General features: G+C 71.5%; 15 protein-coding genes. 9 read left to right on the top strand and 6 right to left on the bottom strand.

Going from position 1 to position 17008, the window contains the following annotated elements; genetic code table 11:
* Positions 1 to 26: 26 nt before the first annotated feature.
* The 3 genes from lysX to ACQPZ4_RS34975 are packed head-to-tail and all read right to left on the bottom strand — an operon-like array spanning position 27 to position 4578.
* Positions 27 to 3299, bottom strand: coding sequence for a bifunctional lysylphosphatidylglycerol synthetase/lysine--tRNA ligase LysX (gene lysX, locus ACQPZ4_RS34985; RefSeq protein WP_433045381.1), 3273 nt, complete (start codon positions 3297 to 3299; stop codon positions 27 to 29).
* Between the two features lie 22 nt (positions 3300 to 3321).
* Complete coding sequence (locus tag ACQPZ4_RS34980; RefSeq protein ID WP_433045378.1) at positions 3322 to 3822, bottom strand: hemerythrin domain-containing protein; 501 nt, start codon at positions 3820 to 3822, stop codon at positions 3322 to 3324.
* Between the two features lie 15 nt (positions 3823 to 3837).
* Positions 3838 to 4578 (bottom strand): polyphosphate kinase 2 family protein, encoded by a 741-nt coding sequence (locus ACQPZ4_RS34975; protein WP_433045375.1) that lies wholly within the window; start codon positions 4576 to 4578, stop codon positions 3838 to 3840.
* Between the two features lie 75 nt (positions 4579 to 4653).
* Here ACQPZ4_RS34975 and ACQPZ4_RS34970 point away from each other — a divergent pair, with 75 nt between their 5' ends.
* Genes ACQPZ4_RS34970 through ACQPZ4_RS34960 form a run of 3 tightly spaced genes read left to right on the top strand, consistent with a single transcriptional unit; the run spans position 4654 to position 6850 of the window.
* On the top strand, positions 4654 to 5682 hold the full coding sequence (locus ACQPZ4_RS34970; protein ID WP_433045372.1) for a lysylphosphatidylglycerol synthase transmembrane domain-containing protein: 1029 nt from the start codon (positions 4654 to 4656) through the stop codon (positions 5680 to 5682).
* 41 nt (positions 5683 to 5723) lie between these two features.
* Positions 5724 to 6500, top strand: a complete 777-nt coding sequence (locus tag ACQPZ4_RS34965) for a DeoR/GlpR family DNA-binding transcription regulator (protein ID WP_433045369.1) — start codon at positions 5724 to 5726, stop codon at positions 6498 to 6500.
* Positions 6497 to 6850 (top strand): DUF4406 domain-containing protein, encoded by a 354-nt coding sequence (locus ACQPZ4_RS34960; protein WP_433045366.1) that lies wholly within the window; start codon positions 6497 to 6499, stop codon positions 6848 to 6850. Before ACQPZ4_RS34965 ends, ACQPZ4_RS34960 begins: the two co-directional genes overlap by 4 nt.
* Before the next feature lie 49 nt (positions 6851 to 6899).
* Here ACQPZ4_RS34960 and ACQPZ4_RS34955 read toward each other — a convergent pair whose 3' ends face one another.
* Positions 6900 to 8498 (bottom strand): DHA2 family efflux MFS transporter permease subunit, encoded by a 1599-nt coding sequence (locus tag ACQPZ4_RS34955; RefSeq protein WP_433045363.1) that lies wholly within the window; start codon positions 8496 to 8498, stop codon positions 6900 to 6902.
* A 240-nt stretch (positions 8499 to 8738) separates the two neighbouring features.
* Here ACQPZ4_RS34955 and ACQPZ4_RS34950 point away from each other — a divergent pair, with 240 nt between their 5' ends.
* The 3 genes from ACQPZ4_RS34950 to ACQPZ4_RS34940 all read left to right on the top strand — a co-directional run bounded on the left by ACQPZ4_RS34950 (position 8739) and on the right by ACQPZ4_RS34940 (position 10840).
* Positions 8739 to 9086, top strand: coding sequence for a Fur family transcriptional regulator (locus ACQPZ4_RS34950; RefSeq protein ID WP_433066783.1), 348 nt, complete (start codon positions 8739 to 8741; stop codon positions 9084 to 9086).
* Between the two features lie 103 nt (positions 9087 to 9189).
* Positions 9190 to 10155, top strand: a complete 966-nt coding sequence (locus ACQPZ4_RS34945; RefSeq protein WP_433045360.1) for a hypothetical protein — start codon at positions 9190 to 9192, stop codon at positions 10153 to 10155.
* Positions 10148 to 10840: a class I SAM-dependent methyltransferase gene (locus ACQPZ4_RS34940; RefSeq protein WP_433045357.1), complete on the top strand. Its 693-nt coding sequence runs from the start codon at positions 10148 to 10150 to the stop codon at positions 10838 to 10840. Before ACQPZ4_RS34945 ends, ACQPZ4_RS34940 begins: the two co-directional genes overlap by 8 nt.
* On the opposite strand, the gene ACQPZ4_RS34935 is transcribed toward ACQPZ4_RS34940, so the two are convergent.
* Positions 10816 to 11841 (bottom strand): adenosine deaminase, encoded by a 1026-nt coding sequence (locus tag ACQPZ4_RS34935; protein WP_433045354.1) that lies wholly within the window; start codon positions 11839 to 11841, stop codon positions 10816 to 10818. The two genes, ACQPZ4_RS34940 and ACQPZ4_RS34935, sit on opposite strands and share 25 nt — an antisense overlap.
* A gap of 149 nt (positions 11842 to 11990) precedes the next feature.
* Here ACQPZ4_RS34935 and ACQPZ4_RS34930 point away from each other — a divergent pair, with 149 nt between their 5' ends.
* Both ACQPZ4_RS34930 and ACQPZ4_RS34925 read left to right on the top strand, forming a co-directional pair.
* Positions 11991 to 13355 (top strand): cytochrome P450, encoded by a 1365-nt coding sequence (locus tag ACQPZ4_RS34930; protein ID WP_433045351.1) that lies wholly within the window; start codon positions 11991 to 11993, stop codon positions 13353 to 13355.
* 11 nt (positions 13356 to 13366) lie between these two features.
* Positions 13367 to 14869, top strand: a complete 1503-nt coding sequence (locus ACQPZ4_RS34925) for a DHA2 family efflux MFS transporter permease subunit (protein WP_433045348.1) — start codon at positions 13367 to 13369, stop codon at positions 14867 to 14869.
* Here the strand turns inward: ACQPZ4_RS34925 and ACQPZ4_RS34920 are convergent.
* The gene (locus tag ACQPZ4_RS34920; protein ID WP_433045345.1) at positions 14814 to 16232 is read right to left on the bottom strand and encodes a DHA2 family efflux MFS transporter permease subunit; all 1419 of its coding nucleotides are present in this window, start codon (positions 16230 to 16232) and stop codon (positions 14814 to 14816) included. The two genes, ACQPZ4_RS34925 and ACQPZ4_RS34920, sit on opposite strands and share 56 nt — an antisense overlap.
* 83 nt (positions 16233 to 16315) lie before the next feature.
* Here ACQPZ4_RS34920 and ACQPZ4_RS34915 point away from each other — a divergent pair, with 83 nt between their 5' ends.
* Positions 16316 to 16990 (top strand): TetR/AcrR family transcriptional regulator, encoded by a 675-nt coding sequence (locus ACQPZ4_RS34915; protein WP_433045342.1) that lies wholly within the window; start codon positions 16316 to 16318, stop codon positions 16988 to 16990.
* The last annotated feature ends 18 nt before the right edge of the window (positions 16991 to 17008 follow it).

The raw sequence follows: 17008 nt of genomic DNA, 5'->3' as shown, positions 1-17008 counted from the left end.
GCTAAACAATCTTTAACCATTCCAGTCTAGCGCTCGGGCTTGACAAGCGGAAACGGAAGGGTCTCCCGGATCGTCCGGCCGGTCAGCAGCATGACGAGGCGGTCGACGCCGAGCCCGAGCCCGCCGCTGGGCGGCATGGCGAACTCGAACGCTTCGAGGAAGTCCTCGTCGAGTTCCATCGCCTCCGGGTCGCCCGCCGCCGCCCGCAGCGACTGCGCGGTCAGCCGGGCCCGCAGCTCGACCGGGTCGACGAGCTCCGTGTACGCCGTGCCGAGCTCCATCCCGAACGCCACCAGGTCCCAGCGCTCGGCGAGGCGCGGGTCCGCGCGGTGCTGGCGGGTCAGCGGGGAGACGTCGACCGGGAAGTCGGTGTAGAACGTCGGCCGTACCGTGCTGCCCTCGACCAGGTGCTCGTACAGCTCCAGCACCAGCTGCCCGTGGGTCCACGCCTCGAGCCAGTGCACGGCGAGCTTGTCGGCCAGGTCGCGCAGTTCGGGTACGGACGAATCCGGCGTCACCGGGGTGCCGGCGGCCTCCGAAACCGCCGTGTAGACCGGCACCACCGGCCACTCCTCGCGCAGGTCGACCACCCGCTGCTCGCCGCGGAACTCCCGGCGCAGCACCGGCTCGTCGCCGGCGGCCGCCAGGATCAGCTCGCGGACCAGGCCGCGCATGGTGGTGTAGTCGCCGTACGCCTCGTAGGCCTCCAGCATCGTGAACTCGGGGTTGTGGGTCGCGTCGACGCCCTCGTTGCGGAAGTTGCGGCCGATCTCGAAGACCCGCTCGACGCCGCCCACGGCCAGCCGCTTGAGGTACAGCTCCGGCGCGATCCGCAGGTACAGCCGCATGTCGTAGGCGTTGCTGTGGGTCACGAACGGCCGCGCGTTGGCCCCGCCGTGGATCGGCTGCAGCACCGGCGTCTCGACCTCGACGTAGGCGTGCCCGTGCAGCACCCGGCGCAGCGCGAACGACACCGCCGAGCGGGTGCGCACCATGTCCCGGGCGGGCTGGTTGACGATGAGGTCGACGTGCCGGCGGCGGACCATCGTCTCCGGGTCGGCCATGCCCTTGTGCTTGTCCGGCAACGGCTGCAGGCACTTCGCGGTCAGCTCCCACGCGTCGGCGAACACCGACAGCTCGCCGCGCCGGGTGGTGCCGACCTCGCCGGTGACGCCGACGTGGTCGCCGAGGTCGACGGTGGCGGCGAAGCCGGGCATCCCCGTCAGCACCACCTGCAGGTCGCCGGTCCAGTCCCGCAGGGTGGCGAAGCACAGCGCGCCGTGGTCGCGCAGCCGCACCACCCGCCCCGCCAGCGCGACCCGGTCGCCGGTGCGCGTGTCCGGGCCCGGCTCCGGGTGGGCGGCCCGGATCTGGGTCACGCTGTGGGTGCGGGCGAAGCCGGGCGGGTACGGCTCGATCCCCGAGGCCCGCAGCACGTCGAGCTTGGCGATGCGGATGCGCACCTGCTCCGGCCGCCTGCGGTGGGCCGCCATCGGCGCGGGCGCCAGCGCGGCGGCCAGCTCGGACTCGCTCAGCACCAGCTCGCGGCGGTCCTCGGCGAACGGCGTCGCCTTGCCCCGGCGCAACAGGGTGCGCAGGGACGGTACGACCACGAAGCCCTCCGCCACGCCGGAGGCGAGCCCGACCTTGGCCAGGTCCCGCACGTCCTCGAAGCACAGGAACCGGGGCAGCCACTGCGGGTTGTACTTCACGTTCGAGCGGTACAGCGACTCCAGCTGGAACCAGCGCGAGGCGAGCAGCAGCAGCGCCCGCCACAGCCGCAGCACCGGCCCGGCGCCGATCCGCGCGCCCTCCTCGAACACCGCCCGGAACACCGCGAAGTTCAGCGACACCCGGTGCACGCCGATCCGCGGCGCCTCCCGCATGAGGGTGGCCACCATGGTCTCGATCAGGCCGTTGTCGGACTGCCGGTCGCGGCGCATGAGGTCCAGCGACAGCCCGCCCGCCCCCCACGGCGTGAACGACAGCAGCGCCACCTCGCGCCCGGCCGCGTCGTGCGCCTCGACGAGCACGCACCGGCCGTCGTTCGGGTCGCCCAGGCGCCCCAGGGCCATCGAGAAGCCGCGCTCGGTCTCGGTGTCGCGCCAGGCCCCGGCCAGCTCGATGATCCGGTCCATCTCCTCGGCCGGGATGTCGGCGTGCCGCCGGATGCGCACGGTGTACCCGGCCCGCTCGACCCGGTGCACCGCCTGGCGGACCTGGCGCAGCCGCGGCGCGTCGAGGTCGAAGTCGCGCACGTGCAGGATCGCCTCGTCGCCCAGCTCGATCACGCGCAGGCCGCCGCGCGCGTACGCGGTCGCGCCCTCCTCGCTCGCGCCCATCACGGCGGGCGTCCAGGCGTACTCCCGGGCCTCCTTCAGCCACGCCTCGATCGCCGGCGGCCAGGAGTCGGGGTCGCCGAGCGGGTCGCCGCTGGCGAGCGAGACGCCGAAGACCACGCGGTAGGTGATCGCCGAGCGCCCCGACGGCGAGACGATGACCTCCTTGTCGCGGCGGGTCGCGAAGTACCCCAGCGAGTCCCGCTCGCCGTGCTCGGCCAGCAGCCGGCGCACCGTGCGCTCCTCGTCCTCGTCCAGCGAGGCGATCATCCGCTGCGAGCGCAGCAGCGCGAACAGGGCGGCGAACAGCGCGATCGCGCCGAACACGCCGAGCACCAGGTTGACCCAGCCGGGCGCGCGCCCGTGCCGGCCCACGTCGAAGCCGAACGCGCCGCCCAGGACGATCCTGCCGCTGTACAGCAGCCGCTGCACGCCGTGCCCCAGCGAGCCCGGGAACAGCTCCACCAGGCCCCACCCGACGACCGTGAACGCGGCCAGCAGGATCACCAGCGTCGCCAGGGCCTTGGGCAGGCTGGCCGGCTGGACCTTGGCGTCGAACTGCGACCGCGCGAACCACAGCACCGCCAGCAGCACCAGGGTCACCGCGAGGTTCACCGCCGCCGCGGTCATCCCGTGGAAGGGCAGGTGCAGCTCGTGCGCCTCCTCGCCGCGCTCGCCCAGGTCCGACAGGACGAACACGTCGTACAGGCCCTGGACCGCGAAGATGATGCCGAGCAGCCAGAACGTGATCCGCTTGCGGTTGTGCACGCCGGCCGCGAGGGTGACCAGGAAGGCCGCGTAGCCGACGTTGGCGGGCGCGGGCACGAGCAGCGCGTCGATGCTGGCCCGGACCGGGTGGACCCGGGCGCCGAGCGCCACGCTGACCGCGGCGACGGCACACAGGACCGCCACGACCATCAGCCCGCCGGCGAACCAGTCCGGGATACGCGCACGCTTCACCCGGACATCATGCCCTGACCGGTCAGCTGTTCTCCTGAATGAACCGCTCGGGGTCCTTGTCGCGGAACGTCAGGCCCTTGCCGCTGGGGTGCTCGCCGTAGAAGGTCAGCCACTGCTCGCCGAGCTCGATGCGCAGCTCCATCTTCGCGTGCTTGCGGAAGTCGGGCAGGACCTCGTCCTCCTCCTCGGTCAGGTGCTCGCTGTTCTCCTTGCGGGCGTCCCAGACCGCCTTCCACCACGCCTCGGAGCCGGCGGTGTGCTCCTTGGCCGCATCGATCGCGTCGCGGATCTTGTTGTGGTCGCGGATCGCGTCGTCGGTCTCCTCCTCGGCCTCCTCGGTGTGCTGGCGCAGCAGGTGCGGGTACAGGATCCGCTCCTCGGCCTCGGCGTGGATCTCCAGGTGCAGCGCGAGCGCGTCCCAGACCGCGGCGAGCTGCTCCTCGCCCTCGGTGTCGTCGAGGCGCGCGAAGCCCCGGCGGAAGGCGGCGTGGTCGTCCAGGATGAGCGCGGTGATGTCGTCCATGCCGACCTCATCACCTCACCCAGCGGTTTTCAAACCGTGTTCGATCGCCTGGCACACGATCTCGACCACCCGCACGCGTGCGGTGGGCTTGTCGTCGGCCGCCACGACGTGCCACGGGGCCGTCGGATGGTCGGTGCGGGCGAGCATCTCCTCGACCGCCTCCTTGTACTGCGGCCGCTTCTTGCGGTTGCGCCAGTCCTCGTCGGTCAGCTTCCACTGCCGCAGCGGGTCGTCCGCCCGGCTGTTGAACCGGCGCAGCTGCTCCTTGCTGGAGATGTGCATCCAGATCTTGACGAGGATCATGCCCTCGGCGGTCAGCGTGCGCTCGAACTCGACGATCTCGTCGTACGCGCGCCGCCACTGGTCCTCGGTGGCGAAGCCCTCGACGCGCTCGACCAGCACCCGGCCGTACCAGGAGCGGTCCAGCACCGTCATCCCGCCCCAGCCGGGCAGCACGGGCCAGAACCGCCACAGGAAGTGGTGCCGCTTCTCGTCGAAGGTCGGCGCGGCGAACTGCGACACGCGCACGTGCCTGGGGTCGAGGTGGTCGACGAGGCGCTTGATGCTGCCGCCCTTGCCGGAGGCGTCCCAGCCCTCGAACACCACGCACAGCGGCGGGCCGAGCTTGTGCTCGCCGATCTGCCCGCCGAGGGTCAGCCGCAGGCGCAGCAGCCGCTCCTGGGCCGCCTCGAGGCGCTCCAGGGCCTCGGCCTTCGGCAGGGTGTCGTCCTGGTCGACCTGGGACAGCCGCTTCATGACCACCAGATTGCCACGCAGTGTTTCGTTGCACACTTCAGGGCTTCTGCACCCTCACAGTGGGATGGTGATCTCGTGAGCAAGCGACGCAGGACCGTGCTGCGGGTCTCCGGCCTGCTGCTGGTGCTGGCCGTCGCCGGGATCACGCTGCGCAAGAACCTGCCGGACCTGAGTCAGACGGCCGACGTGCTGCGCTCGGCCAAGCCGTGGTGGCTGGTGCTCGCCGCGGTCGCCGAGCTGACGTCCCTGCGGCACTTCGCGCTCCAGCAGCGGCGGTTGCTGGCGGGGTTCGGGGTGGCGATGTCGGTACCGCGGGCGATCGCCGTCACGTTCACGCGCTCGGCCATCTCCTTCAGCCTGCCCGCGGGGTCCGCGGTGTCGGCCGGGTTCGCGTTCCGCCAGTTCCGCACGGCCGGGGCGACCAGGCGCACCGCGGGGGCCGTGGCGGTGCTGTCCGGCGTGCTGTCCGGGGTCGCGCTGCTGCTCATGTACGGCGCGGTGGTGCTCATCCCGCGCGGCGGCGCCACCGGCAACACCGACACCCTCATCGTCGTCATCGCGATGCTCGTGATCGCCGGCCTGACCTTCGGCCTCGACTTCCTGCTCTCGCCCCGCCATCCGGTCCCACCGCCCGACCTGGACGAGGATTTCGTTGTTGCCGGCGGCTGGGTGGCCCGGTCGAAGGCGGCCGTGCGGCGCACGTGGGACGACCTGCACGGGCTGCCGAAGCGCTCGTGGGTGCTCTCGCTCGTGCACGCGACCGTCAACTGGGGCCTGGACTTCGCCTGCCTGGCCGCGACGGCCGCCGCGTTCGACATCGACGTGAGCCTGGTGCGGCTGGCCACGGTGTACCTCACGGTGCAGCTCGTGCGGCAGGTGCCGCTCAGCCCCGGGGGCATCGGCGTGGTGGAGGTGGCGCTGCTGGCCGGGCTGGTCTCGGCGGGGGCCGGGCACGGGCCGGCGGCGGCGGCGATGCTCGTGTACCGGCTGCTGTCCTGCTGGATCATCATCCCGCTCGGCCTGCTGACCTACGCGACCCTGCGCGGCCCGAAGCTTCCCGACGCGCCGCCGGTGCAGCCGCCGTTGCTCGCCGGTCGGCGTTAGGTTCTTGTGAGATCTGTTAGATCGCTGTTAGATTCGGTTTTGTGCCCGTACCGGATCGGCTCGACCTGACCCTGCGCCTCGTCCGCGGCAGCGGCCGCCTCGGCCTCGCTGAGCTCGCCGAGCGGCTCGGGGTGTCCGAGATGACCGTGCGCCGCGACCTCGACCAGCTGCAGGAGCAGGGGCTCGTGCGGCGGGTCCGGGGCGGGGCGGTCGCGCTCGACGTGCCGGCCGAGGCGGCCGGGTTCGCGGTGCGGGAGCGCTGGTCGTCGGCGGCCAAGGCGCGGCTGGGCCGGGCCGCGGCGGAGCTCATCGAGCCGGGTGGCACCGTGCTGCTCGACGCCGGGACGACCACCGCCGAGCTGGCCCCGCACCTGATCGCCCGGGCGCCGCTGACGGTGGCGGTGCTGAGCCTGCAGGCCGCGGTACGGCTGGCGGATCAGCCCGGCATCAGGCTGCTCGTCATCGGCGGGGAGTCGCGGGCGGGGGAGCGCAGCCTGGTCGGGCCGCTCGCGCTGAGCGCCCTCGATCAGCTGCGCTTCGACACGTTCGTGATGTCGATCGGGGCGGTGCATCCCGACCTCGGCTGGTCGGAGTTCGACCTCGACGACGCGGCGGTGAAGCGGGCCGCGCTGCGCCGGGCCGGGCGGACCGTCGTGGTGGCCGACCACACCAAGCTGGGCGTCCAGGCCTTCGCCCGGGTGGCGCCGCTGTCCGCCGTCGACACGTTCGTCACCGACGGTTCTCCTGCTTCGCCGGTCCTTGACGCCGTCCGTGAGGCCGGCGTGTCCCTCGTCCTCGCTGAAGGAGCTTCCGCATGATGATTCTCGTGGCCGGCCCGTACCGCTCCGGCACCGGCGACGACCCGGCCCGGCTGCGGGCCAACGTCGACGCCATGCACGATGCCGCCGTCGAACTCTTCCGGGCCGGGCACCTGCCGGTGACGGGGGAGGCCCTGGCGCTGCCGCTCATCGAGCGGGCCGGCTCCGGGGGCGTCGGCGACCCGGTGTTCGACGAGATCTTCCACCCGATCTCGTCCCGGCTGCTGGAGCGCTGCGACGCGGTCCTGCGCATCGGCGGGCCCTCCGCGGGCGCGGACGAGATGGTGGCGCAGGCCCGGGCCGAGGGCAAGCGGGTCTTCGCCGCGCTCGGCGACGTACCGGCGGCGTGACAACAAAAAGGGGAGCCGGACTCGCCGGCTCCCCTTTGCGTGCGCTTGCCTAGTGGATCATCACTGGCGCGGCCTCGGCCTGGTCGTCGTTCAGGTGCGAGACCTCCTTCTTGCGCGGCAGGAAGGCGATCGGGATGAACGTGCACAGCACCAGGATGAAGCCGACCCAGAACGTCGTCGCGAACGAGTCCGACAGGAAGTGCAGGCCCTGGTCGATCAGGCCCGGGCCGCCCGGCATCTTGGCGATGTCCGGGTTCGAGTGCGAGATGACGGCCAGGTCGGTGATGCTCAGCGGCTCACCCGTCGCCGGGTTCGTCGTGCCGGGCACCTTCGGGGCGTCGCTGGTCTTGCTGGTCAGGATGACCGACATGACCGCACCGCCGACCGAGCCGCCGATCTGCTGCAGGATGTTCACCAGCGTGGAGCCGCGGGCGACGTCCTTGCCGGTCAACGTCTTCAGCGCCGAGGTCATGATCGGCATCATCGTGCCGCCCATGCCCAGGCCCATCACGAACAGCGAGCCCTCCAGCAGCAGGAACGACGTGTCCGGCTCGACCTGGGTGAACGAGAAGAACCCGACGGCGATGAGCGCCATCGCGAACGGCACCGTCCGCCCGACGGGCAGCTTGTCGGCCAGCATGCCGGCGATCGGCATGGTCAGCATCGCGCCGATGCCCTGCGGGGCCATGAGCAGGCCCGCGTCCAGCGTCGACTCGCCGCGCACCTGCAGCCAGTAGCTCGGGAAGAGCAGGCCGGCGCCCATGAACGCGATGATGAACACGAACAGCGAGAGCGAGGCCACCGACAGGTTGCGGTTCTTGAACAGCCGCAGGTCGAGCAGCGGGTGCTTCGGCTTGAACGAGTACACGATGAAGCTGATCACCAGCACGGCCCCGATCAGCATCGGGATCCACACCTTGTTCGAGCTCATCGTCTTCTCTTCCGGCAGCGACGACACGCCGAAGAGGAACAGCGCCAGACCCGGCGAGAGCATCAGCATGCCGAGGAAGTCGAACGACTCCGACGGCTCGGTGTGGTCCTTCGGCAGCGCGAACTGCGCGTAGACCAGCGCGACGAGGCCGATCGGCAGGTTGATCAGGAAGATCCAGTGCCAGCTCGCCACGTCGATCAGCCAGCCGCCGAGGATCGGGCCGCCGATCGGGCCCAGCAGCATCGGAATACCGAGGACGGCCATGAGCCGACCGATCCGCTGCGGCCCGGCCGCCCGGGTCATGATCGTCATGCCGATCGGCATCAGCATGCCGCCGCCGAGGCCCTGCAGCACCCGGTAGCCGATCAGCTGGTTGATCGAGTCGGCGGTGGCGCACAGCCCGGAGCCCACGGTGAACAGGAACAGGGCGAGCATGTACAGCCGTTTGGTGCCGAACCGGTCCGCCGCCCACCCGGACAGCGGGATCACCGTGGCCAGCGCCAGCGTGTAGCCGGTCATGGTCCACGCGACCTTGGCGTAGGTGGCGTCGAACTTGTCCATGAACGTCGGGATCGCCACGCTGACGACCGTCACGTCGAGGATCGACATGATCGCGCCGAGCACGACCACGCCCGCGATCTTGAATACGGCGGCATCGAGCTTGTCAGGCGCCGCCGGCGCGCCTCCCCCTGAGGCGACCGTTGCTCCCTGGGCCACTTCCTTGCTCCCCCCAGCGTGTGCGAATCACACGTACAAGTGTTTGGTTTCGGCGTCAGCCTACGCGGCCCAGGTTTCGGCCCGCGACCGAGATCCCCTGCTTACGCCGCAGGCTGACGGGCATCTTTCCGGGGGAGGCCCAACCGAATAAGGCTACGCTAAGCTCGACGGGTGAACGACCACGCCCACGACCTGGAGACGCACCCCGTCCGCCGCAACACCAGGCAGCGCGACGCCGTGATGTCGCTGCTGGGCTCCGTCGACGGCTTCTACAGCGCCCAGGAGCTGCACGTCATGCTGCGCGAGCGCGGCGCGAACGTGGGCCTCACGACCGTGTACCGCACCCTGCAACTCCTCGCCGAGACCAACGAGATCGACGTGATGCAGGTCCCCGGCAGTGACACTCGTTACCGCCGCTGCAGTGACCGCCATCACCACCACCTCGTCTGCCGCGGCTGCGGCCGCACGGTCGAGGTCCTGGGCCCGGCGGTCGAACGCTGGGCCGACCGCATCGGCGAGGAGCACGGCTTCACCGACGTGAGCCACACCCTGGAGATCTTCGGCACCTGCGGCACCTGCAAGCACTGAGGCCCCGCCCGCACCCGGCTCCGGCACATTGGCGCTCCCGACTACGCTGTGCGTGCCGCCACGCACCGGCGGTCAGGATCGTCGCCGGACCGCCGGAGTCACCGTGGACGAGATCCCCACCCTGCGCTACCGCCTGCTGGCCCTGCCCAACCGGCTGTACCGCATCCTCCGCCCGGTCTTTCCGCCCGGCCGGATCGCCTGGGGCAGCCAGCTCGTGCTGCAGTACTGCCCGAAGCCCGGCGGCTGGCGCGCGGAGGAGATCACCGTCAAGCAGCGGCCGGCGCCGTACCGGATGAGCCGCGAGCTCGCCGCGCCGTTTCGCCGCTGGCTGGCGACGGACCACGCGCGGGAGGTGCGGACCGGCACGAGCTATCAGCTGTGTGCCGACCCGACCGCGTTCTCCGACCGGCCCGAGCTGGACCTGACCGTGGCCGCGAACAAGTACGCCGAGACCGCGTACTTCGCCACCAACGTGGCCAAGCACGAGGACGACCGCCGGGCGTTCGTGCGGGCGCTGGTCACCCGGGGCAGCGTCGGCTTCGCGCACTCGTTCTGCCTGCACGCCGTGGTCGCCACCGTCGACGGGCACGTGCTGCTCACCCAGCGCAGCACGAAGGTCTTCCACTACAAGGAGGCCTGGTCCGTCTCGATCGAGGAGCGGCTCGGCGAGGAGGACCTGAACCTCGCCCCGACCGAGGTCGTCGGGCACTGGGCGCGCCGGATGCTGCGCGAGGAGCTCGGCCTGTCCGAGGCGGAGGCCACCGCCGCCCAGGCGCGGTTCCTGGCCGTCTTCCTCGAGGCCGACATCCTCAACTGCGCCCTGGCCGCGGTCGTGACCCTCGGCCTGACGAGGGCGGAGCTCAACGCGATCATCGAGTCCCGCGTGCGGCACGACTACGAGTTCCAGGACTGGACGTTCGTGCGCTGGGCGGACCTGGCCCGCGAACTGCTCGACGGCGGCCGGGTCTACCACCCGTCGGCGGGCCTGCGGATGTACCTGGCCGGCGTCGCCCATTTCGGCGTCTACGGTTTCGGGGTGCAACTGCAGCGGGTGCGCCCCCATGGCTGATCCGTCCGCGCGCTGGACGGCGGCGGCGCGGGCGCGGGAGTCGGCGCGCGGCGACCGGCTGTTCGACGACCCGTGGGCCGCGGACCTGGCCGCCGGGACCGGCGCCGGGGCGGAGAACCCGTATCTTCCGGTGCGGACGCGCTACTTCGACGACGCCGTCCTCGCCGCCGCGGCGCCGCAGGTCGTGCTGCTCGGGGCCGGCCTGGACACCCGGGCGTGGCGGCTGCCGCTCGACCCGGCCACCGTCGTCTTCGAGGTCGACCGGCCCGGCGCGCTCGGCGACAAGCGGGCCCGCATCCCCCAAGAGCCGGTCTGCGGGCGGCGCGAGGTGGCGGCCGACCTCGGCACGGCGGACTGGAGTATTCCCGGGCTGGACGAGGGTGCGCCGGTGCTGTGGGTGGCCGAGGGGCTGCTGTTCCACCTGAGCCCGGACGCGGTGGACAGGGTGCTCGCGCGGGCGGCCGGGCTGTCGGGCGGCGGCGGGCGGTTCCTGGCCGACGTGTTCGGCACCGGGCTGCTGCGGGTGCCGGGCGCGGCCGGGTTCTGCACCGACGACCCGCGGGGGCTCTTCGCGCGCGCCGGGTGGACGGCGGTCACGTGGGAGCTCGCCGGGTCGCCGGCCGCCAACTACGGACGTCTCACAGGGGACGGAGGGCGGACCTACTTCGTGGCCGCCTCGGTGTAGGCGTCGATCTCGGCCAGCAGCGAAGCCTTGCGGGGCTCGTCCAGGAACGAGTAGCGCACGCCCTGGCGGGCCAGGTGGGCGACGCCGTGCTCGTCCAGGTTCAGCAGGGCCGCAGCGACCAGGTACTCCTGGTTCAGGGTCGTGGAGAACATCGGCGGGTCGTCGGAGTTGATGGTGACCGGGACGCCGGCGGCGATCAGGGCCGGCAGCGGGTGTTCGGCCAGCGACGGGACCGAGTGGGTGCAGACGTTCGAGGTCGGGCAGACCTCCAGGGCGATGTCGTGCTCGGCCAGGTGGGCCATCAGCAGCGGGTCGGACGCGGAGGCGATGCCGTGGCCGATGCGCTCGGCGCCCAGGTGGCGCAGGGCGTCCCAGACGGTCTCGGGGCCGGTCGACTCGCCGGCGTGCGGCACGCTGCGCAGGCCGGCCGCGCGGGCCTGGGCGAAGTGGGGGGCGAACTGCTCGCGGGGGACGCCGCGCTCCGGGCCGCCGAGGCCGAAGCTCACCAGGCCGTCGGGGCGGTGCTTCAGCGCCGTCTCCAGGGTCACGTCGGCCGATGGGAGGCCGGCCTCGCCCGGGATGTCGAAGCACCAGCGCAGTTCGGTGCCGTGGTCGCGGGCGACGCGGGCGCGGGCGTCCTCGACGGCCTCGCAGTACGCCTCGGCCGGGATGCCGCGCGTGATCGACGAGTACGGGGTCAGGGTCAGCTCGGCGTACCGCACGTTCTGCGCGGCCAGGCCCGCCCCGATGTCGTACGTCAGCGTGGCCACGTCCTCGGCGTCGCGGATCAGGTCGACGACGGAGAGGTACACCTCGATGAAGTGCGCGAAGTCCGTGAACGTGAAGTATTCGGCGAGCAGCAGCGGGTCGGCCGGGACCGGGGTGCTGCCGGCGTGGCGCTCGGCCAGGCGGGCGACCGTCGCGGGGGCGGCCGAACCGACGTGGTGCACGTGCAGCTCGACCTTCGGCAGGCCGGCGACGAAAGCAGTGAGATCCCGCATGAAAAACGACCGTAACAAGGACACATGACCGGCAATCGCGCGGGGGCTGAACGGGTTGGGTAGCCGTTCGTCACCAACCAGTAACGCGCGGGGCACCCTAAAACGATCGTGTTCGATAGCCTGATCATCGGACAAGGGGGCGGGACAATATGACGATCACGAATGCGGCGCCGGCCAGGCCGACGCCGACGGTGAAGGGCGTGCCGATTTTCGGCAGCGCGCTCGAGATGGGCAAGGACCCGTGCGCCTTCCTGGTGAAGGCGTACCGCGAGCACGGGCCGGTCTTCCGGATGAAGCTGCTGGGCCGGACGTACACGGTGCTGGCGGGAGCGGCCGCGGCCGACTTCATGAACTCGCGCGAGGGCCGGGAGTGCCTGCGCTCCAAGGAGTTCTGGCAGGGCATGGTCGACGAGTACGGCGCGACCCGCACGATCACCGGCGAGGACGGCGAGAGCCACAAGGAGCTGCGCGAGCTGATGCGCCGCGGGTACTCCCGCGACGCCATCAAGGGCCGCGTGCCCGAGCTGCTGGAGATCACCGACCGGGTGCTCGAGCGGGACTGGAAGCCCGGCAGCGCGGTGCCGGTGGTGCAGGGCATGCAGTACCTGGTCACCGAGCAACTGGGCGAGCTGCTCACCGGCAGCGCGCCCCGCGAGTACGTGCCCGACATCCGGCTGCTGACGTTGTACGTGCTGAATGTCCTCGTCACCAAGCAGCGCCCGCGGATTCTGCTCAGGAACCCGAAGTACCAGAAGGCCAAGGCTCGTGTCTTCGAGCTCGGCGACAAGATGGCCGCGGACCTGAAGGCGCGCCACGGGCAGACCCCGGAGGCCGAGCGCAACCTCGTCGAGGACCTCATCGACGCCCACCTGAACCGGCCCGGCGTGGTGCCGGCCGAGGACCTGGTGATGACCCTGACCGGGCCCTATGTGGCGGGGCTGGACACGGTCGCGAACACCACGGCGGCGTTCGTCTACGCGGTGCTCAAGCACCCCGAGGTCCTCGCGCGGATCCGGGCCGAGGCCGACGCGCTGTTCGACGGCGGCGGGCCGGTGACCGAGGACGACGTGCGCAAGCTGCCGGCGACGCGGTACGCGCTGATGGAGACCATGCGGCTGTACCCGGTCGCGGTGACCCTGATCCGCACCGCCACCCGCGACTTCGAGTTCGCCGGGCACGCGATCAAGGAGGGCGAGATGGTGTACATCGGCACGACCGTCCCGCACTTCATGGAGGAGTACTTCGCCGAGCCCGCGAAGTTCGACATCACGCGCTTCGAGAAGCCGCGGGCCGAGCACCTGCAGCCGGGGGCGTACTCGCCGTACGGCCGCGGGCCGCACACCTGCCTCGGCAAGAGCTTCGCCGACGTGCAGATGGCCCTGGCGATGGCCCGGCTGTTCCACAGGCTCGACCTGGAGCTCGAGTCGCCGGACTACACCCTGGTGACGAAGACCGCACCGACACCCGGTCCCGCGATGTCGTTCAAGGTGCGCGTGAAGGGGCTGCGCAAGTAGGTTCGACAACCATGAGCGGCCTCGCGTACTCCAGCCCCGCCGGACGGTGGGTGCTCACTGCCACGATCCTCGGCTCCGGCATCGCGGCGATCGACGCGACGGTCGTCAACATCGCGCTGCCGGCGATCGGGCGCTCGTTCGGCACCGGCCTGCAGGTGCTGCAGTGGGTCGTCACCGCGTACACGCTGACGCTGGCCGGCCTGCTCCTGCTGGCCGGGGCCCTGGGCGACCGGTACGGCCGGCGGCGCGTCTTCACCGTCGGCGTGGTGTGGTTCGCCGCCGCCTCGGTGCTGTGCGGCGTGGCGCCGAGCGGCTGGCTGCTGGTCGCCGCCCGGGCCCTGCAGGGCATCGGCGCGGCGCTGCTCACGCCGGGCAGCCTCGCGATCCTGCAGGCGTCGTTCCGGGCCGAGGACCGCAGCAAGGCGATCGGCGCCTGGTCCGGCCTCGGCGGCGTGGCGACGGCGATCGGGCCGTTCCTCGGCGGCTGGCTGGTCGGCCTCGGCGCGGACTCGTGGCGGCTGATCTTCGCCATCAACGTGCCGATCGCGGCGGCCGTCGTGTTCCTCACCTGGCGGCACGTCCCGGAGTCGCGCGACGAGCAGGCCAGCGGCCACGTCGACCTGTTCTCCGGCGGGCTCGTCACCGTCGGGCTGATCGGCGTCACCTACGGCCTGATCGAGGGCCAGGCCCTGGGCTGGGGGAGCTGGCAGGTGCTGGCCGCCCTGCTCACCGGGGCCCTGTTCATCGCCGGGTTCCTCTGGCGCCAGACCCGCCTGGCCCACCCGATGCTGCCCCTGGAGCTGTTCCGCTCGGCCCAGTTCTCGGCGACCAACGTCGTGACCTTCATCGTGTACGGCGCACTCGGCGGGGCCCTGTTCCTCCTGCCGATCCAGCTGCAGCAGGTGGCCGGGTACTCGCCCCTGGAGGCCGGCGTCTCGCTGCTGCCGGTGACGATCGTGATGCTGCTGCTGTCCTCCCGCTCCGGCGCGCTGGCGGCGCGGATCGGGCCGCGGCTGCAGATGAGCGCCGGCCCGATCGTCGCCGGGGTGGGGATGGCGCTGTACACCCGCATCGACGCCGGCGGGGCCTATCTGACCGAGGTCCTGCCCGCGGTACTGGTGCTGGGCCTGGGTCTTGCCATCACGGTGGCCCCGCTGACCTCGACCGCGCTGTCGGCCGCGCCGGAGACCCACGCCGGGATGGCCTCCGCGGTGAACAACGACGTGGCCCGCGCCGCCGGCCTGGTCGCCGTCGCGGTGCTGCCGGCCGCAGCGGGGATCACCAGCGCGGCGTACGCCTCGCCCGATCTGCTGTCGGCCGGCTTCCACCGGGCCGTGCTCATCTGCGCCGTGCTCTGCGTCGTGGCGGGCCTGCTGGCCGCGGTCACGATCAGCAATCGCAAGCCGGCCGACGTTCCCAATTTCTCGCACTGCGCGGTCTGCGAACCGCCGGCCGCCGCTACGCCGGCTGCAGTTCCGGCGTCTCGGTCGTTGCCGTCGTCTCCGGAGTCCTGAGCCGGCGCAGCGCGACCAGGGCGATCGGCACCCCGGCGGCGACGAGCGCGGCGGCGATGACGAGCGCGAACTGGTACCCGTCGAGGAAGCGGTGCAGCGGCGCACCGGTCGCCGCGTTCTCCCGGTTGGACAGGATCGCGCCCAGGATCGTGATGCCGAGCAGGCCGAACACCTCGCGGGAGACGTTGAGCATGCCCGAGGCGATCCCGGCCCGGGCCTGCGGCAGCGCGCTCAGGACCACGTTGTTCAGGGGCACCAGCAGGCCGCCGCCGAGGCCGAAGACCAGGAACCAGGGCAGGAGATCGGTGTACCCCGAACCCTCGCCGACCGTCGCCAGGCCGCCGACGCCGGCCGCCATCAGCGCCATCCCGGCCGCGACGGTCCGACCGGCGCCGAAGCGGGCCTCCAGCCGCGGCGCGAGGGTGGCCATGACGGCCATGAGCAGCGCCATCGGGATGAAGGCCGAGCCCGCCTCGGTCGGGGAGAAGCCGAGCACGTTCTGCAGGAAGATCGCGGTGAAGAAGTAGATCCCGAAGACGCCGAACGCCCACAGGCCCATGGTGGCCAGGCCGCCGCTGAACACCCGCAGCCGGAAGAAGTTCAGGTCGACCATCGGGTGCTCGGTACGCCGCTCGATGACCACGAAGCCGATCGCGGCGAACGCGGCCAGGGCGAACGAGGCGAGGATGACGCCGGAGGTCCAGCCGCGCGACTCGCCCTCGATGAGGCCGTACGTGAGCGCGAACAGGGCCAGGGCGCTGGTGGCCAGCCCGGGCAGGTCGAGGCTGCGGTTGGTGGCCTTCCTGGTGGAGGCGGGGATCGACAGCGCGGCCAGGATCGCGGTGGCCAGGCCGATCGGGGCGTTGATCAGGAAGATCCAGCCCCAGGACGCGTGCTGGCTCAGGTACCCGCCGGTCAGCGGCCCGATGGCCAGGGCCAGGGCGCCGACGCCGCCCCAGATGCCGATCGCCGCGCCCCGCTCCTTCGGGTCCGGGAACAGCTCGGTGAGCAGCGCGAGCGCGGTCGGGGTCAGCAGCGCCGCGCCGACGCCCTGCACCGCCCGGGCCCCGATCAGCATCTCCTGGCTGCCGGCCAGGCCCGCGGCGATGGAGGCGGCGGTGAAGATGCCGAGCCCGGCGAAGAACATCGGCCGCATGCCGAACACGTCGGCGACGCGGCCGCCGACCAGCAGCAGGCCGGCGAAGACCAGGATGTACGCGCTCGCGATCCACTCCAGGCCCGAGATGCTCAGGTGCAGGTCGCTCTGGATGGACGGCAGCGCCACGTTGACGACGTTGTTGTCGAGGTACGTCATGAAGGTGCCCAGGGCCACGGCGACCAGGGCCAGCCAGCGATTTCTCATGATGAAAGCTCCCCCTATACGGTGTACCTGTACGTCGTACATGTACGTTGTAGAGGAGAACCCATACGTTGTACAGTTGTCAAGTGCCGCCGAAGACCTCCCTTTCCCGCACCGCCGTCGCCGACCGGGCCCTGCTCATCGGCGACAGCGAGGGCCTGGACGCGATCACCATCCGGCGCCTGGCCACCGAGCTGGGCGTCACCCCGATGGCGCTGTACTGGCACTTCAAGAACAAGGACGAGCTGCTGCTGGGGCTCGTCGACCACGTGCTGAGCGAGGTGCGGGCCGACCGCGAGACGGCGGACCCCTGGCCGGTGCAGCTGCGCGCGATGATCGAGGCGCTCGTCCGGGCCATGCGCGCCCACCCCTGCCTGCCCGACCTGCTGCACGCCGTGGACAAGAAGGACGTGGAAAGCTTCACGCGCGCCACGAACGACTCCCTGGCGCTGCTGGAGCAGGCGGGATTCAGCCTGGAGGAGGGGTACTGGGTCGCCTCCTACCTGCTGCACTCGGCCATCGGCCTGGTGCAGGCCCAGCCCGGCTGCCCGATGTTCGTGCCCCCGGACCAGGTCGGCGACTGGCTGCGCACGCAGCGGATCCAGCTGCAGAGCCTCTCGGCCGAGCGCTACCCGCAGATGGTCCGGCTGGCCGACACCTACCAAAGCCTGCCCGACCTGGACCGGTACTACGACTTCGGGATTGCGTTGCTGATGGGCGCGGTGGAGAAAATGGCTGCGGGCCGCCCGGTAGCATCCTGAGCATCCCTATTGTTCACT

The organism is Dactylosporangium sp. CS-033363, from assembly GCF_050942475.1.
Taxonomy (GTDB): Bacteria; Actinomycetota; Actinomycetes; order Mycobacteriales; family Micromonosporaceae; genus Dactylosporangium.
This window is presented reverse-complemented; position numbering and strand designations above follow the sequence as displayed.

Excerpts from the sequence above, each read along its gene's own strand:
- ACQPZ4_RS34980 (WP_433045378.1), bottom strand. The coding sequence starts at position 3,822 with ATGGACGACATCACCGCGCTCATCCTGGACGACCACGCCGCCTTCCGC.
- ACQPZ4_RS34975 (WP_433045375.1), bottom strand. The coding sequence starts at position 4,578 with ATGAAGCGGCTGTCCCAGGTCGACCAGGACGACACCCTGCCGAAGGCC.
- ACQPZ4_RS34960 (WP_433045366.1), top strand. The coding sequence starts at position 6,497 with ATGATGATTCTCGTGGCCGGCCCGTACCGCTCCGGCACCGGCGACGAC.
- ACQPZ4_RS34950 (WP_433066783.1), top strand. The coding sequence starts at position 8,739 with ATGTCGCTGCTGGGCTCCGTCGACGGCTTCTACAGCGCCCAGGAGCTG.
- ACQPZ4_RS34940 (WP_433045357.1), top strand. The coding sequence starts at position 10,148 with ATGGCTGATCCGTCCGCGCGCTGGACGGCGGCGGCGCGGGCGCGGGAG.
- ACQPZ4_RS34935 (WP_433045354.1), bottom strand. The coding sequence starts at position 11,841 with ATGCGGGATCTCACTGCTTTCGTCGCCGGCCTGCCGAAGGTCGAGCTG.
- ACQPZ4_RS34930 (WP_433045351.1), top strand. The coding sequence starts at position 11,991 with ATGACGATCACGAATGCGGCGCCGGCCAGGCCGACGCCGACGGTGAAG.
- ACQPZ4_RS34925 (WP_433045348.1), top strand. The coding sequence starts at position 13,367 with ATGAGCGGCCTCGCGTACTCCAGCCCCGCCGGACGGTGGGTGCTCACT.
- ACQPZ4_RS34920 (WP_433045345.1), bottom strand. The coding sequence starts at position 16,232 with ATGAGAAATCGCTGGCTGGCCCTGGTCGCCGTGGCCCTGGGCACCTTC.